This window comes from Aliiruegeria sabulilitoris, assembly GCF_001558155.1.
Lineage (GTDB): Bacteria > Pseudomonadota > Alphaproteobacteria > Rhodobacterales > Rhodobacteraceae > Tropicimonas > Tropicimonas sabulilitoris.
The window spans coordinates 1-15,505 of the sequence record NZ_LOAS01000006.1 but is presented as its reverse complement, the minus strand read 5'-3'; the positions used below and the strand labels follow the sequence as shown (position 1 = coordinate 15,505).

Annotated in this window: 10 protein-coding genes; 9 read left to right on the top strand and 1 reads right to left on the bottom strand. The window is 63.0% G+C overall.

All coding sequences use genetic code 11. The annotated features are described in order from the left end of the window. Positions 1–29 precede the first annotated feature (29 nt). From glgC to AX756_RS06140, 6 genes are all read left to right on the top strand, one after another. The gene (gene glgC, locus AX756_RS06165) at positions 30–1,298 is read left to right on the top strand and encodes a glucose-1-phosphate adenylyltransferase (RefSeq protein WP_082738967.1); all 1,269 of its coding nucleotides are present in this window, start codon (positions 30–32) and stop codon (positions 1,296–1,298) included. Further along, on the top strand, positions 1,295–2,731 hold the full coding sequence (gene glgA, locus AX756_RS06160; protein ID WP_068309596.1) for a glycogen synthase GlgA: 1,437 nt from the start codon (positions 1,295–1,297) through the stop codon (positions 2,729–2,731). The genes glgC and glgA overlap by 4 nt, the downstream gene beginning before the upstream one ends. After that, the gene (glgX, locus tag AX756_RS06155; RefSeq protein WP_068309595.1) at positions 2,728–4,821 is read left to right on the top strand and encodes a glycogen debranching protein GlgX; all 2,094 of its coding nucleotides are present in this window, start codon (positions 2,728–2,730) and stop codon (positions 4,819–4,821) included. Before glgA ends, glgX begins: the two co-directional genes overlap by 4 nt. Then, positions 4,818–6,761 (top strand): 4-alpha-glucanotransferase, encoded by a 1,944-nt coding sequence (gene malQ / locus AX756_RS06150; RefSeq protein WP_068309594.1) that lies wholly within the window; start codon positions 4,818–4,820, stop codon positions 6,759–6,761. Before glgX ends, malQ begins: the two co-directional genes overlap by 4 nt. Before the next feature lie 3 nt (positions 6,762–6,764). Further along, the gene (locus tag AX756_RS06145) at positions 6,765–8,396 is read left to right on the top strand and encodes an alpha-D-glucose phosphate-specific phosphoglucomutase (RefSeq protein WP_068309593.1); all 1,632 of its coding nucleotides are present in this window, start codon (positions 6,765–6,767) and stop codon (positions 8,394–8,396) included. Between the two features lie 423 nt (positions 8,397–8,819). Then, positions 8,820–9,122 (top strand): FtsB family cell division protein, encoded by a 303-nt coding sequence (locus AX756_RS06140; RefSeq protein WP_068309592.1) that lies wholly within the window; start codon positions 8,820–8,822, stop codon positions 9,120–9,122. Positions 9,123–9,226: 104 nt separating this feature from the next. On the opposite strand, the gene AX756_RS06135 is transcribed toward AX756_RS06140, so the two are convergent. Continuing rightward, positions 9,227–11,152 carry a DUF3604 domain-containing protein gene (locus tag AX756_RS06135; protein ID WP_068309591.1) on the bottom strand — a complete coding sequence of 642 codons (1,926 nt, stop codon included), beginning with the start codon at positions 11,150–11,152 and terminating at the stop codon, positions 9,227–9,229. Positions 11,153–11,452: 300 nt separating this feature from the next. Here AX756_RS06135 and pdhA point away from each other — a divergent pair, with 300 nt between their 5' ends. Genes pdhA through AX756_RS06120 form a run of 3 tightly spaced genes read left to right on the top strand, consistent with a single transcriptional unit; the run spans position 11,453 to position 15,167 of the window. Further along, positions 11,453–12,448, top strand: a complete 996-nt coding sequence (pdhA, locus tag AX756_RS06130; protein ID WP_068309590.1) for a pyruvate dehydrogenase (acetyl-transferring) E1 component subunit alpha — start codon at positions 11,453–11,455, stop codon at positions 12,446–12,448. Positions 12,449–12,475: 27 nt separating this feature from the next. Next, positions 12,476–13,849 (top strand): pyruvate dehydrogenase complex E1 component subunit beta, encoded by a 1,374-nt coding sequence (locus tag AX756_RS06125; protein ID WP_068309589.1) that lies wholly within the window; start codon positions 12,476–12,478, stop codon positions 13,847–13,849. A 10-nt stretch (positions 13,850–13,859) separates the two neighbouring features. Continuing rightward, positions 13,860–15,167 carry a pyruvate dehydrogenase complex dihydrolipoamide acetyltransferase gene (locus AX756_RS06120; RefSeq protein ID WP_068309588.1) on the top strand — a complete coding sequence of 436 codons (1,308 nt, stop codon included), beginning with the start codon at positions 13,860–13,862 and terminating at the stop codon, positions 15,165–15,167. The last annotated feature ends 338 nt before the right edge of the window (positions 15,168–15,505 follow it).

Sequence of the window (15,505 nt, the reverse complement as noted above, 5' to 3'; positions counted from 1 at the left end):
CAGGACTAAGAAGGAGGAGGACCACCCCCATGCCGAACTCTCATACAAGACTGTCTTCGAGGGCGATGGCCTTCGTTCTTGCCGGCGGCCGAGGAAGCCGCCTGAAGGAATTGACCGATAGCCGGGCGAAGCCGGCGGTCTATTTCGGCGGCAAGGTAAGGATCATCGACTTCGCACTCTCCAACGCGCTGAATTCCGGCATCCGGAAGATGGCGATCGCCACCCAGTACAAGGCCCATTCGCTCATTCGCCACTGCCAGCGCGGCTGGGGCTTCTTCCGCGCCGAGCGGAACGAATATCTCGACGTGCTGCCCGCCTCGCAACGGATGGGCGGCGAAAACTGGTATGTCGGCACGGCCGACGCCGTTCATCAGAACATCGACATCATCGACAGCTACCACATTGAATACATTGTCGTTCTGGCGGGTGATCACATCTACAAGATGGATTACGAGATGATGCTCCAGCAGCATGTCGACACGGGCGCGGATGTGACCATCGGCTGCCTGACCGTGCCGCGCGAAGAAGCCTCCGCCTTTGGCGTGATGGCTGTGGACGCAACGTCCCGGATCATCGAATTCATGGAGAAACCCGCCGATCCGCCGGGTACGCCCGACGATCCGAACATGGCGCTGGCCTCGATGGGGATTTATGTCTTCAACTGGAAATTCCTGCGCGAACTGCTGCTGCAGGATGCGGCCAATGTCGATTCCAGCCATGATTTCGGAAATGACCTGATCCCGCATATCGTGAAAAACGGCAAGGCCGTCGCCCACCGGTTCTCCGATAGCTGCGTCAAGTCCGACCCTTCCGCGACCGCCTATTGGCGCGACGTGGGCACGGTAGACGCCTTCTGGAAGGCCAATATCGACCTGACGGATTTCACGCCCGAGCTGGACCTGTGGGACCATGAATGGCCGATCTGGACCTATTCGGAATCCGTGCCACCGGCGAAATTCATCCATGACGAGGAAAAGCGCCGCGGTATGGCCATCTCCTCGATGGTTTCCGGCGGCTGCATCATTTCGGGTACCGAGATCCGCAATTCGCTGCTGGGCACGATGGTGAAAACGAACTCATTTGCGGTGCTCGACCATTCCGTCGTCTTGCCTTATGTGACCGTGAATCGGCACGCCCGTTTGACCAAGACCGTGATCGACCGTGGTGTGATCATTCCCGAAGGGCTCGTCGTCGGCGAGGATCCGGAGGAGGACGCCAAGTGGTTCCGCGTCTCCGAGAAAGGGGTCACGCTGATCACGCAGGACATGCTCGACAGAAGGGAAGCCGCGCTCTCATGAAAGTCCTCTCCGTTGCTTCGGAAATCGCCCCCCTGATCAAGACGGGAGGCCTGGCCGACGTGGCTGGCGCCCTGCCCCTGGCCATCAAGGCCGAAGGGGTGGACATGCGCACGCTCGTTCCAGGCTACCCGAAGATCCTGGAAGCGCTTGGCGAGGGACGGCAGGTGATGACGGATGGGAACCTCTTCGGGGGTCCCGCGCAGGTGCTCTACGGGACGGTGGGCGATCTGGAGCTTTACGTGCTCGACGCCGCCCATCTGTTCTATCGCGGCGGCGGCCCCTATGCGGCGCCCGACGGCTTTGACTGGTGGGACAATCCGGAGCGTTTCGCGGCGCTGTGCTGGATCGGTGCGCGGCTGGCCAGTGAAGGCCACCTGCATGGCTGGCAGCCCGACGTCGTGCATGCGCATGACTGGCAAGGCGGCTTCACGCCCGTCTACATGCAGCGCACCGGCGCGGCCCATACTGTCGGCTCGGTCATGACGATCCACAATATCGCCTTCACCGGCTCTGCCGGCCCGGACATGGTCCACCGCCTGCGCCTGCCGATGGAAGGCTACAATGCCGGCGGTTTCGAGTTCTACGGGCGCATCTCGGCGCTCAAGGCCGGGATCGCCTATGCCGACAAGGTCAACACTGTCTCGCCGACCTATGCCAAGGAGCTGAAGACAGCCGAATTCGGCATGGGGTTCGACGGCACCCTGAAATACAAGGGCGCGGATTTTACCGGCATTCTCAACGGAATAGACACCGATTACTGGGACCCCGCGACGGACCCACATATCGAAGCCTACAAGGTCCTGCGCGGCAAGGCCAAAGCCCGGGCGGTGCTTTGCGAGGAAATGGGGCTCGATCCAGAGAGCGGTCCGCTCTGCGTCGTCGTCTCGCGCCTGACCGACCAGAAGGGGATGGACCTGTTGCTCCATGCCCTGCCCCGCCTGATCGAGCGCGGCGGGCAACTCTGCCTGCTCGGCTCCGGCGATCCCTGGTTCGAGGGGAAATTCCTTGAAGCCGCCGCGGCGCATCCCGGCCAGGTCGCGGTGCGCATCGGCTATGACGAACCGCTCAGCCACCGCATCATCGCCGGCGGCGACGCGATTCTCGTGCCATCGCGGTTCGAGCCTTGCGGACTGACCCAGCTCTACGGGCTGCGCTATGGCACGGTTCCCGTTGTCGCCCAGACGGGCGGGCTGGCCGATACGGTCATTCCCCTGACCGTGGCGACGCGCATGGCCAAGGTCGCCACGGGCATTCAGCACGAACCGGGCAGTGCCGATGCTCTGACCGAGGCACTCGATGCGCTATGCGATCTCTGGGCCCAGCCAAAGCTGTTCCAGCAAATTCAGCGTAACGGGATGAAACACCCGGTCGGCTGGGATGTATCGGCCGCCGAATACGCGGCGCTCTTCAAGGAAGCGTCGAGGACCCCGTGAGACACCCGGAATTCGTGATTTCGGCCGGCCGCCCCGCACCGCTCGGCGCGACCTTCGATGGAGACGGCGTGAATTTCGCCGTCTTCTCTCAACATGCGACCGCGATGGAGGTCTGTCTTTTCTCCTCGGATGGCAAGACGGAGACCCAACGCCTGCGGCTGCTCGAACGCGATGGCGACGTGTGGTACGGCTATGTCTCGGGCCTGCGTCCGGGGCAGTATTACGGGCTGCGCGCGCACGGCCCCTATCGCCCCGACGAGGGCCACCGCTTCAACCCCAACAAGCTGCTGCTGGACCCTTACGCCAAGCGGCTGACGGGCAAGCCTGTCTGGCATGACGCGCTGATGGGCTACCAGGTCGGCTCCAACGCGCGCGATCTGAGCTTCGACACCCGCGACAGTGCCCCGTACATGCCGCGCTGCGTGGTCGAGGATACGGCGTTCTCCTGGGGCTATGACAACCACCCGCGCACCCCGATCCAGGACACGATCATCTACGAGGCGCATGTAAAAGGCCTCACCCAGCTTCACCCCAAGGTGGCGCCGGAGGGCTGTTTCCTCGGGCTGGCGACCGATCCGATGCTGGACTATTTCAACCAGCTCGGTATCACCGCGATCGAGCTTCTGCCGGTACAGAGCTTCCTGACGGACCGCTTCCTGCACGACAAGAACCTGGAAAACTACTGGGGCTACCAGACGCTCGGCTTCTTCGCCCCCGATCCGCGCTACCTGTCCGAAGGCAAGATTTCCGAATTCCAGCAGATGGTTGCGCGGCTGCACCATGCAGGCATCGAGGTCATTCTCGACGTGGTCTACAACCACACCTGCGAGGGCAACGAGCTTGGACCGACGCTGAGTTTCCGCGGATTGGACAACCGCTCCTATTACCGCCTGATCCAGGACAAGCGCTATTACATCAACGATACCGGCACCGGGAACACTCTCAATCTCGACCACCCGATGGTGCTGCGCATGGTGATGGACAGCCTGCGCTACTGGGTGCAGGTGATGCATGTCGACGGCTTCCGCTTCGATCTGTGCTCCACGCTGGGGCGCACAGATTACGGCTTCGATCCCGGCGCGAGCTTCTTTGATGCGATCCGGCAGGATCCGGTACTGACTCAGGTCAAGCTCATCGCCGAGCCTTGGGATGTCGGTCCGGGCGGCTACCGGCTCGGCGGCTTCCCCGCCCCCTTCCACGAATGGAACGACCGCTTCCGCGACGGGATCCGCCGCTTCTGGCGTGGCGATTCCGGCCGTGCGCCCGATCTTGCCGGCCGCCTGACCGGCTCGGCGGCCGAGTTCGACCATTCCGGCCGCCCCGCCACCGCGAGCGTGAACCTGATCACCGCGCATGACGGTTTCACCCTGCACGATACGGTCAGCTATAATGGCAAGCACAACCTGGCCAATGGCGAGGATAACCGCGACGGCCATTCGGAGAACTACTCGGACAATTTCGGCTGGGAAGGCCCGACCGACGATCCCAAGATCATCGAGGCTCGCGACCGCCGCAAGCGGGCGATGATCGCCACGCTGATGCTGAGCCAGGGCACGCCGATGCTGCTGGCGGGCGACGAGTTGGGCAACACGCAAAACGGCAATAACAACGCCTATGCGCAGGATAACGAGACCAGCTGGATCGACTGGGAAAACGCCGACATGGACATGATGGCGTTCACGGCGGAGATGATCCGGTTCCGCCGCGAGCACCCGATCCTGCGGCAGAAAGTGTTCCTGCATTCCCGCGAACGCCGCATCGACGGGCGCGAGGACCTGTTCTGGTGGCGCGCCGATGGCAAGCCGATGCTGACGCCCGATTGGGTCGATCCGGAGCTGAAGTTGGTGTGCGTCGAGATGCGCACCGCCTCCGGCACGCCGATTTACGCCGCCACCGAGAATGCCATCTTTGCCGTCTTCAATGCCGGCGGCGATGCCGAGGTGCACCTGCCCGATCCGCCCAAGGGGTCGCGATGGGCATGGTCCATTGACACCGCCGAGCCGGGCCGCGCCCAGGTTACGGTTCAGAAGACAGAGGTCGCTGTGAAAGCTCAATCCGTCGCCATTTTCGTATTGGAACAGGTCGCATGAGTGGGGCTTTGCGCGAACTGGCGCATATGGCCGGGATCTATGACGACTACTGGGACCAGAAGGGCACCCGCCGCGCCACTGGCGCCGCGACGGACATCGCCCTGCTCACGGCGATGGGGTTCGACGCGTCCTCGGAGGAGGCCACCGAAGCGACGCTGGCCAATCTGAAGGCCGAGGCCGCGCGCCGCGCCCTGCCCCGCTGGCTGATCATCGAACCCGATTGCGAGACGCGGCATGCCTTGGCGCAGCCCGCCGAGGCGATCCGCCTGCTGCACGAGGATGGCAGCGCGAAGGCCCTGCCCACCGGGCCGGACCCGATCCTGCCAGCGGGAAGCGAGATCGTCGTTCCGCCGCTGCCCGTCGGCATCCACGTGCTCTCTGTCGATGGCGAAGAAACGACGTTGCTCGTCGCCCCTGCCGCGATCCCGCTGCCGGAACGCGACTGGGGCGTGACCTTGGCGCTCTATGGTTTGCGCAGCGCGCAGGAGGGTGGGCTCGGCGATTATTCGGACCTGGCCGAGGCCGTCGCCGCTCTCGGCCGTGCCGGCGCCAGCTTCGTCGGGTTGAACCCGGTTCATGCGGGTTTTCCGAACGACAAGAACGCCTTCAGCCCCTACTCGCCCGCCCACCGGCGGCGACTCTCGACCATGCATATTGCGCTTGGCGAAGACCGGCCGACCGATGGTGGCACGCTGATCGATTACGCGGAAATCCTGCCGGCGCACCGCGCAGCGTTGGAAACCGCTTTCACACGGTTCGAGGCAAAGGGCGGCGACGCGGGTTTCGATCGCTGGATCGCGGCCGAAGGCGGCTCGCTGGAACGCTTCGCCACCCATCAGGCGCTGAGCGATCTGCACGGGCCCTATTGGTGCAATTGGGACGAGAGCCTGCAGGACGCCCATTCGCCCGCCGCACGCGCCTTTCGCGAGGCCCATCCGCGCGAGATCCGGTTCCACTGCTGGCTGCAATGGACAGCAGAGCAGCAATTGCAGGCCGTCTCGGACACTGCCGAAGCGGCTGGAATGCATTTCGGCCTCTATCTGGACCTGGCCGTCGGCACCCATCCGCACGGGGCCGAGACGTGGTCCGACGGGTCGGTCTTTGCCCCCAGTGTCTCGCTCGGGGCACCGCCCGATGCGTTCTCGCCAGACGGGCAGTGCTGGGCGCTGGCCCCCTTCAATCCGCATGCGCTGGCCGCGATGCATTTCCGCCCGCTGGCCGAGACGCTGCGCCGGCAGATGCGCTTTGCCAAGCTCTTGCGGATCGACCATGTTCTGGGCTTCGAGCGCGCCTATTGGGTGCCGACGGACGCGGACGCGCCGGGCACCTATGTCGTGATGCCGCGCGAGGCTATGCTGGCCGTGGTCCGCATCGAGGCCGCGCGCGCGGGCGCCACGGTGATTGGCGAGGATCTCGGCAATGTGCCCGACGGGTTGCAGGAGGCGATGAGCCGCTCCGGCCTGCTCGGCTGCCGGCTGTGCATGTTCGAGCAGCCCGAGCATGCCGAGTTCCGCAAGCCCGAGGACTATACCGAGGCCGCGCTGGCCAGCTTCGGCAGCCATGACGTGCCGACCTGGGCGGGATGGCGCGCGGGGTTGGATATCGAAGTGCGCCACGATCTAGGCTATCTTGACGAAGAAGGGTATTCGAACGGGCTGGAATGGCGCCGCAGCGAGGTCGCAGGCTTCGACAAGCTTGCCGGCACCAATGGCGACGGGCCGGATGCGTTGCACCGGTTCCTTGGCTCGGTGAAGAGTCGACTTGTCGCGCTTCAGCTCGAAGATATCCTGGGGGTGAAGGAGCAGGCCAACCTGCCCGGCACCGTCGATACGCATCCCAACTGGCGGCGCCGGCTGCCGGTTGGCGTGAAGGCGCTGGACGGCCACCCCGCCGTGCTGGCCGCCGCGAAAATCATGAAAGAGTCCGGCCGACAGGAGTGAGCCATGGAACGCATTACCGTTCAGACACAGCCGATCGAGGGACAAAAGCCCGGAACGTCGGGCCTGCGCAAGAAAACCAATGTCTACATGGAGCCGCATTTCCTCGAAAACTTCATCCAGTCGATCTTCAACGGGATCGGCGGGGTTGAGGGCAAGACGCTGGTTCTGGGCGGCGATGGCCGCTATTTCAACGATCGCGCCGCGCAGGTGATCCTGCGCATGGCCGCCGCACAGGGCTGCGCCAAGGTGATCGTGGGCCAGGATGCAATCCTGTCCACGCCGGCGGCTTCCCACATGATCCGTATCCGGCAGACCGACGGCGGCATCATCATGTCGGCCTCTCACAACCCGGGCGGGCCGAAGGAAGATTTCGGCGTCAAGTTCAACACTCCCAATGGTGGCCCCGCCCCCGAGGAGGTGACCGACCGGATCTTTGCCGCCACCAAGGAGATCACCTCCTATGACATTATGGTGACCGAGGATGTGGACATTTCCACGATTGGCGAAACCGCGCTCGGTGAGATGGCGATCGAGGTGGTGGATCCGGTGGCCGATTACGCTGAACTGATGGAAGAGCTGTTCGATTTCGACGCGATTGCCCGGCTCATCGATAACGGCTTCCGCATCCGCTTCGATGCGATGCATGCCGTGACCGGACCGTATGCTACAGAGATCCTCGAAGGCCGTCTTGGTGCACCGCGCGGCACAGTGGTAAACGGCACCCCTGCTCCCGATTTCGGCGGCGGCCATCCCGATCCGAACCCGATCTGGGCCAAGGAACTGATTGACGCGATGTTCGCCGAGGACGCACCCGATTTCGGCGCCGCCTCCGATGGCGACGGGGATCGCAATATGGTCGTGGGGCGCGGCGCTTACGTGACACCCTCGGACTCGCTGGCGGTTCTGGCCGCGAATGCGCATCTGGCCCCGGGCTATGCCAAGGGTCTTGCCGGTGTTGCCCGTTCCATGCCCACCTCGGGCGCGGTGGACCGGGTTGCTGCCAAGCGGGGCCTGGATTGCTACGAGACGCCGACGGGATGGAAGTTCTTCGGCAACCTGCTGGACGCGGGCCGCGCCACGCTCTGCGGTGAAGAGAGCGCCGGCACCGGGTCGGACCATGTTCGCGAGAAGGACGGGCTCTGGGCGGTGCTGCTCTGGCTCAATATCCTCGCCGTCAACGGCAAGTCGGTGCAGCAGATGCTGGACGATCACTGGGCCGAGTTCGGCCGCAACTACTATTCCCGCCACGACTACGAGGGTGTGGATGCGACCGTCGCCGAGGAGCTGATGGAGGCGATGCGCGCGCAGTTCGAAACACTTCCGGGCAAGTCCTTCGCTGGCAAGGTGGTCGCGAGCGCCGATGAATTCGCCTATGACGATCCGGTTGACGGCTCACATTCGGCCAAGCAGGGGATCCGCATCGGATTCGAGGGCGGCGGGCGTGCTGTTTTCCGCCTCTCGGGCACCGGCACCGTGGGCGCGACCCTGCGCGTTTACCTGGAAGATGTCTGCGAGGATCCGGCGGCAATGCACCGCGATCCGCAGGAGGCGCTGGCCGAGATCATTGCTGCAGCGGACGCCATTGCCGGGATCCGGGAGCGTACCGGGCGCGACGGCCCGGATGTGCGGACCTGACCCAGTGCCTTGTCACATAGCCGCTACATGCACCCTCCAGGTCACGTGTAACGGCAAGCGAGGGCCGGCAATGCCGGCCCTCTTCGCGCGGTGGGTCAAGTCCGGCGTTTTAAACGCCGCTCTGGGAACTGAACTCGGGAAGACGCTGGTGGAGCAGAGACGCCCGCCCTGCCAGCGCAAATCCCTCCCATTAAGAGCAGGTACCCATATTGAGGCCAGCTCTGGCAATGTCTTCGAGCGTTTCGTCTAGCTCGGGCTTGGCGGACGGTCGGTCATTCTCGGCGCCCCAAAGGTGTTGCCTGCACGACTCACTTGTGATTCGCGAAGGGTGCCCCGCTACATTTCGTGGATTCACAAATCCATCGGCCTGTGACAGAATCATCCTCGACGTCGCCCGCCAAGAGGCGGCCAAGAGGCAGGCCAATGAGCAACACCACATCGCGCCCCGCGGTGAAATCTGCGATATTTCTGACGATCAGCCTGTCGCTGGCGATGTATTTTACCTTCGCCGCCGTGCAGGGAGATTTCGGCCTGTTTCGCCGCATCGAGATAGAAGCGGAAACGCGGGCGCTGGAGGCCGAAAAGGCCCAGCTCGAACTGGTCGTGGCCAGTATGCAGAACAAGACGCATCGCCTCTCGGAAGACTACCTCGACCTGGATCTTCTTGATGAGCGCGCGCGCAACGTGCTGGGCCTGATCCGCGTCGACGAAATCGTCATCCGCTAGAACGCCCTGCCCTCGCCGTTCCCCAACCGCTACGCAAATGGCCGCCGGCACGCCGACGGCCATATCCTTTTGCGGCGGTGCAACAGGCGCAGCATCAGGCCGCGTTACATTTGCGGCGTGTACCAGATCGGCGAGGTATAGGCCCGCTCCTGGGTGGTCATCGGGCTCTCATCGGGCACCTCTGCGCCAAAGCGGAAGGCATCATAGGCGGTCCAGCGCGGCGTCGGGATCTCGATCACCCGCGCATAGTAGAAGGACGGTTGCGTCGGATCGAATTCCGGATCTGTCCAGACCGTGCCCAGTTCCGCCGCGCCGATCGTGTTGGTCCAGGTGGCCCGCTCCACTTCGACGGTCGAGCCGATGGGCGGCAGCTTGCCCTCCGCATCCCGGGCACGGTCACCAGCCCAGACCGCGTCGAACACTTTCTCCTCGGTCTCGCCATCGGCATTCATCCAGCCCTTGACGATCTGGATGCGGTCGAAATTCCCTCCGATCGGATCCTTGAGGGCAAAGACCATGAAGGTTGGCGCTTTCGCTCCGTCAGGCGCGGCGGGAAGGTTGCCTCCCATCGGCACCCCTCTTTCGTAGCCAGCGAAGGCCGGCGTGCGGGACGTAAGGTCCTCGACCGTGTAGTCCCAACCGCCGAAGAAGCGCACGCCGATGCGCGAGCCAGTCGTGGCATAGACCTCCTTGCGCTCGAACGCGTCGAAGATCGCCTCGCGCGTGTTCTCCGCCGCCCAGACGGCCGCCAGCCCCGAGGCCGCCTGTTCCCAGCCAAGAACCGCCACGTCGCCGAACTGGGCGACGATATGGCCTGGACGCTCCGGGCTCGGCTCGGTTCCCGAATGCTTGCCGAAGAAATTGTCCTCCTGCGTGGTGGCCAGGCTGGTGTGGCTGTCGGTCGAGCCGATCATGCCGAACTTGTAGGGGTTGGTGCCGAGCCGCGCTTCCAGTTGAAGGCCACGCTTGAGCGCCTCGCGGGCATATTCGCCGGCGAGCATACTGTCTTCCTTGAGCTCGGAGAGGTTCAGGTTCCCCTTGTCCCAAGTCTCGTAATCGGCGAACTCGTCGTTCGGCGACAGGAAGGGATGGGCCTCGCCGTCGCCCTTGATCTGGGTCGCCTCATAGGCCGGCTCCCATTTGGCGCGGGTCTCGACATATTCGGCGTCAAGCTCGGACCCGTCGAACTGCGCGTCGATGGGAAACATGATGCCGTTCGAGAGATTGCCGTTATGGGCGAGCGCCAGCACGTCGCCGCGGGTCAGATCCTCGTAATTGGCCATCCATTTCCACAAGTCGCGCGGGTTGATCGAACCTATCGGCGCCTCGGTGGTGAAGGGGTCAACCATTGCAGCCTTCTCGCCGCCATCGCGGTACATCACCACGCGATGCATATTTCCGCCTTGGATCAGGGAGGTCCACTCATAGCCGATGAAGGCCGTGAACCGCCCCGGGTCATTGGCAGCCTCGGCCGCCTCGATCTGACGTTGCCAGACTGAGCGGAAGGTCTTGCTGCCGGCCTCGACCGCCAGGGCCGACGAGATCTTCTCGCCACGCGAATAGGCGTCGATCAACTCGAGCGCCGCGGCGACCCCCTCTTCGCCGCCATTGGCCACCATCGTTGCGATCCGGCGGCCTTCGCTGTCGGACATGATCGAGCCGTCCTGGGCGTAGATCAGGTCGAACAGGCCCATATTGTCGGAATGATCGGCCACCACCAGCCAGTCGAGCGGCCGCGACAGCCGCACATTAATGCCAGTTGTCGCCGTTACCTGCTCGCCCTTGGCAAACCGATAGGCCGCGTGGGCGTCAAGCCGGTTGCCGAAAGCCCCGGCATCGAAGGAGGTCGAAGTATGCAGATGGGTGTCTCCCCAGAGCGGCATGCTGGGAAACCCTCTGTCGGCATAGGGGGAATAGGATTTTCCCGGGAAGGCCTTGTTGAGGCTCGAAGCATCCGGCGACGGCTCGAAAGCCATCGCCCCCCCGGCCAATAGACACAGCACCGACGTCGTAACGAACAAGCAACGCATTTCAGTCTCCCTCCCAGATTCACGCCAGAACCATAACACGGGAAACGAATTCGACCAATTTCGGGGTCGTGGAGTCAGGCCAGGACAGGATTTTCGCCAACGGAGGCACACTCGCCGTCTTTTCTTGAGGACGAGCTATGTGTTCAGCGCGGCGAGCATCCCACCTGATGCATGGCGGGTTTTCGGCTTTGCAAGCCTAATTTCCGCCATGTTGGACAGTTTTTTCTGTGCGTTCCCCAACTGCCTCTGCTACAGGATAATTCAACGTTAAACTATTCTTTGGCGAGGGAGGCCCTGCGAATGGCAGCGCGACGGACCACCAAGAAACCGAATGTCTCCAAGGAGGAGCTGCTCGGCTATTATAAAGACATGCTTTTGATCCGGCGTTTTGAAGAGAAAGCCGGCCAACTTTACGGCATGGGACTGATCGGTGGCTTCTGTCACCTCTATATCGGCCAGGAGGCCGTGGTCGTCGGGCTGGAAGCCGCGACCGAGGAAGGTGACAAGCGCATTACTTCCTATCGCGACCACGGGCACATGCTCGCCTGCGGCATGGACCCCAAGGGTGTCATGGCCGAGCTCACGGGCCGCGAAGGCGGCTATTCCAAGGGCAAGGGCGGCTCCATGCACATGTTCTCCAAGGAGAAGCATTTCTATGGCGGTCACGGAATCGTCGGCGCGCAGGTGCCGCTCGGAGCCGGCCTCGCCTTTGCTGACAAATATAACGAAAACGGCCGCGTGACCTTCACCTATTTCGGAGATGGTGCCGCCAACCAGGGCCAGGTCTACGAGACCTTCAACATGGCCGCGCTTTGGGCTCTGCCGGTGATCTTCGTCATCGAGAACAACCAATACGCCATGGGCACCGCCCAGCAGCGCTCGACCTCCAGCCAGGAGATCTACAAGCGCGGCGCGGCCTTCGGCATTCCCGGCGAGGAAGTGGACGGAATGGACGTGCTGGCCGTGAAGGCCGCCTCCGAGAAAGCCGTCGCCCACTGCCGTTCGGGCAAGGGTCCCTATATCCTTGAAGTGAAGACTTATCGCTATCGCGGCCACTCCATGTCGGACCCGGCCAAGTACCGCACCCGCGAAGAAGTGCAGAAGATGCGCGACGAGCGCGACCCGATCGAGAGTGTGCGCCAGCTTCTGCTGACCGGCAAGCATGCCACCGAGGAAGAGCTGAAGGCCGTCGACAAGGAGATCAAGGATATCGTCAACGAATCCGCCGAATTCTCCAAGCAGAGCCCCGAGCCCGCGCTCGAAGAGCTCTGGACCGACATCTACGCCGAAGCGTAAGCAGCTGACAGTACGGAGAAAAGACGAATGGCAATCGAAATTCTAATGCCCGCGCTGTCGCCGACCATGGAGGAAGGCACCTTGGCGCGCTGGCTGGTGAAGGAAGGCGACACCGTATCTTCCGGTGACATCCTGGCCGAGATCGAGACCGACAAGGCGACGATGGAGTTTGAAGCGGTCGATGAAGGGATCGTCGGCAAACTTCTCGTGGCCGAAGGTACCGAGGGTGTGGCTGTGAACGCGGCCATAGCGATCCTGGTCGAGGAAGGCGAAGACGTGGACGCCGCACTGAGCGCCGCTCCGGCCGCTGCACCGGCCCCAGCCGCCGAGACACCCGCCGCTGCCGCAGCCCCTGCTGCGGCCCCGGCTGCGCCGACACCGAGCGCTGTGCTTGAACCGGATTATCCGGAAGGCACCCCGATGAAGCAGCAGACGGTCCGCGAAGCACTGCGCGACGCGATGTCCGAAGAGATGACCCGCGACGAGAGCGTGTATCTGATGGGTGAGGAAGTGGCCGAGTACCAGGGCGCCTACAAGGTGTCCCAAGGGCTTCTCGACCAATTCGGCGCCAAGCGCGTTATCGACACGCCGATCACCGAGCATGGCTTTGCCGGTATCGCGGTGGGTTCGGCCATGGCCGGCCTGCGCCCGATCGTCGAGTTCATGACTTTCAACTTCGCCATGCAGGCGATCGACCACATCATCAACTCGGCCGCCAAGACCCTCTACATGTCCGGCGGACAGATGGGCTGCCCGATCGTCTTCCGCGGCCCGAATGGTGCTGCCGCCCGCGTCGGCGCCCAGCACAGCCAGGATTACGGCGCATGGTATGCGCAGATCCCCGGCCTGAAAGTGGTCCAACCCTACTGTGCCTCCGACGCCAAGGGCCTGCTCAAGAGCGCCATTCGCGACCCTAACCCCGTAATTTTCCTGGAAAACGAGATCCTTTACGGCCGCAGCTTCGAGGTGCCGGATATTGCCGATTACACGGTACCGTTCGGAAAGGCCCGGATCTGGCGGGAGGGTACGGATGTTACCATCGTGAGCTTCGGTATCGGGATGCAATACGCACTGGAAGCTGCCGAAAAGCTCGCCGGGGACGGGATCGAGGCCGAAGTGATCGACCTGCGGACCTTGCGCCCCATCGACTATGACACGCTTATCGCTTCGGTCATGAAGACCAATCGCTGCGTGACCGTCGAAGAAGGTTTCCCGGTGGCCTCCATCGGCAACCACCTCTCGGCCTATATCATGGAGAACGCATTCGATTATCTCGACGCGCCGGTCATGAACTGCACTGGCAAGGACGTTCCCATGCCCTATGCCGCCAATCTCGAAAAGCATGCGCTCGTGACCACCGACGAGGTGATCGCGACCGTCAAGCAAGTCACCTACCGCTGAGGAACGAGATATGCCGACAGAAATCCTGATGCCCGCGCTCTCTCCGACCATGGAGGAAGGCACGCTGGCAAAGTGGCTGGTGAAGGAAGGGGACGAGGTCTCGTCCGGCGACCTTCTGGCCGAGATCGAGACCGACAAGGCGACGATGGAGTTCGAAGCCGTGGACGAAGGCGTGATCGGGAAGATCCTCGTCGCCGAAGGCACCGAAGGCGTCGCCGTCAACTCGCCCATCGCGATCCTGCTCGCCGAAGGCGAAAGCGCCGGCGATATCGGCAGCTCCCCTGCCGCCGCCCCCGCGCCGGAGTCCGTTGCGGTAGTCGACGCAAGTGCAGAGGCGACCGCGCCCGCGACAGCCTCCGAGGCGCCGGCAACTCCGGCCCCTGCTGCGGCCGACGGCTCCCGCATCTTCGCGAGCCCGCTGGCCCGTCGCATCGCCGCTAACAAGGGGCTGGACCTTAGCCAGCTCAAGGGCTCCGGTCCCCGTGGCCGCATCGTAAAGGCCGACGTTGTCAACGCCAGCGCAGCCCCTGCTCCGGCGCCAGTAGCCAAAGCTCCAAAAGCCGCCGCCGCTTCCGCCGCACCTACCGGTCCCTCTACCGACGCGGTGCTCAAGACCTACGCCGACCGCGATTTCAAGGAAATCTCGCTCGACGGCATGCGCAAAACCGTCGCGGCCCGCCTCACCGAGGCCAAGCAGACGATCCCGCATTTCTACCTACGTCGCGACATCAAGCTCGACGCGTTGCTCAAGTTCCGCTCCACGCTGAACAAGCAACTCGAAGTGCGCGGCGTGAAGCTTTCGGTCAATGACTTCATCATAAAGGCATGCGCCCTCGCACTGCAAACCGTGCCCGAGGCCAACCGCGTCTGGGCCGGCGACCGCATGTTACAACTCAAGCCCTCCGATGTCGCCGTGGCCGTCGCAGTCGATGGAGGTCTCTTCACCCCGGTCCTGAAGGACGCCGAGATGAAGTCTCTTTCGGCCCTTTCGACTGAAATGAAGGATCTCGCAACCCGTGCGCGCGACAAGAAACTCGGACCGCATGAGTATGTGGGCGGCACCTTTGCCATCTCTAACCTTGGCATGTTCGGCATCGACAATTTCGACGCCGTCATTAACCCACCCCACGGCGCGATCCTTGCCGTCGGTGCAGGGTCTAAAAAGCCCGTGGTTGGCGACGACGGCGAACTTACGGTCGCAACCATCATGTCTGTCACACTCTCCGTCGATCACCGCGTCATCGACGGTGCCCTCGGCGCACAACTTCTGCAAGCCATCGTCGAAAACCTGGAAAACCCGCTCGGCATGCTTGCCTGATCCCCGGAGGTCAAACAAATAGGGCCTGTCCCTTGAGCTTAGCATTCCGCCGCAAGAGACTTACGATGAGCTCGTTTAGGTGGGGCAGCATGCCCCACCTAAACCTCCGCGGAGCGCGAGTTTGCTGCCAACTCTGGAACTTCGTTTTGACGAACGCTGAGGCTCCGCTTGCTTGCCAACAATGGCATTCTTGGTTCGGAAGTCCGATCGAGATTTCGAAAATTCCATACTCCACGCAAAGTCGATATTGGGAACATCTTGGATGATGTCTCTTTGCTAGTTGTCACATAGAGGTGGCTCGGTTTGTCTGAACGGTTTGTGGCCGTTTTTTAAGTGGA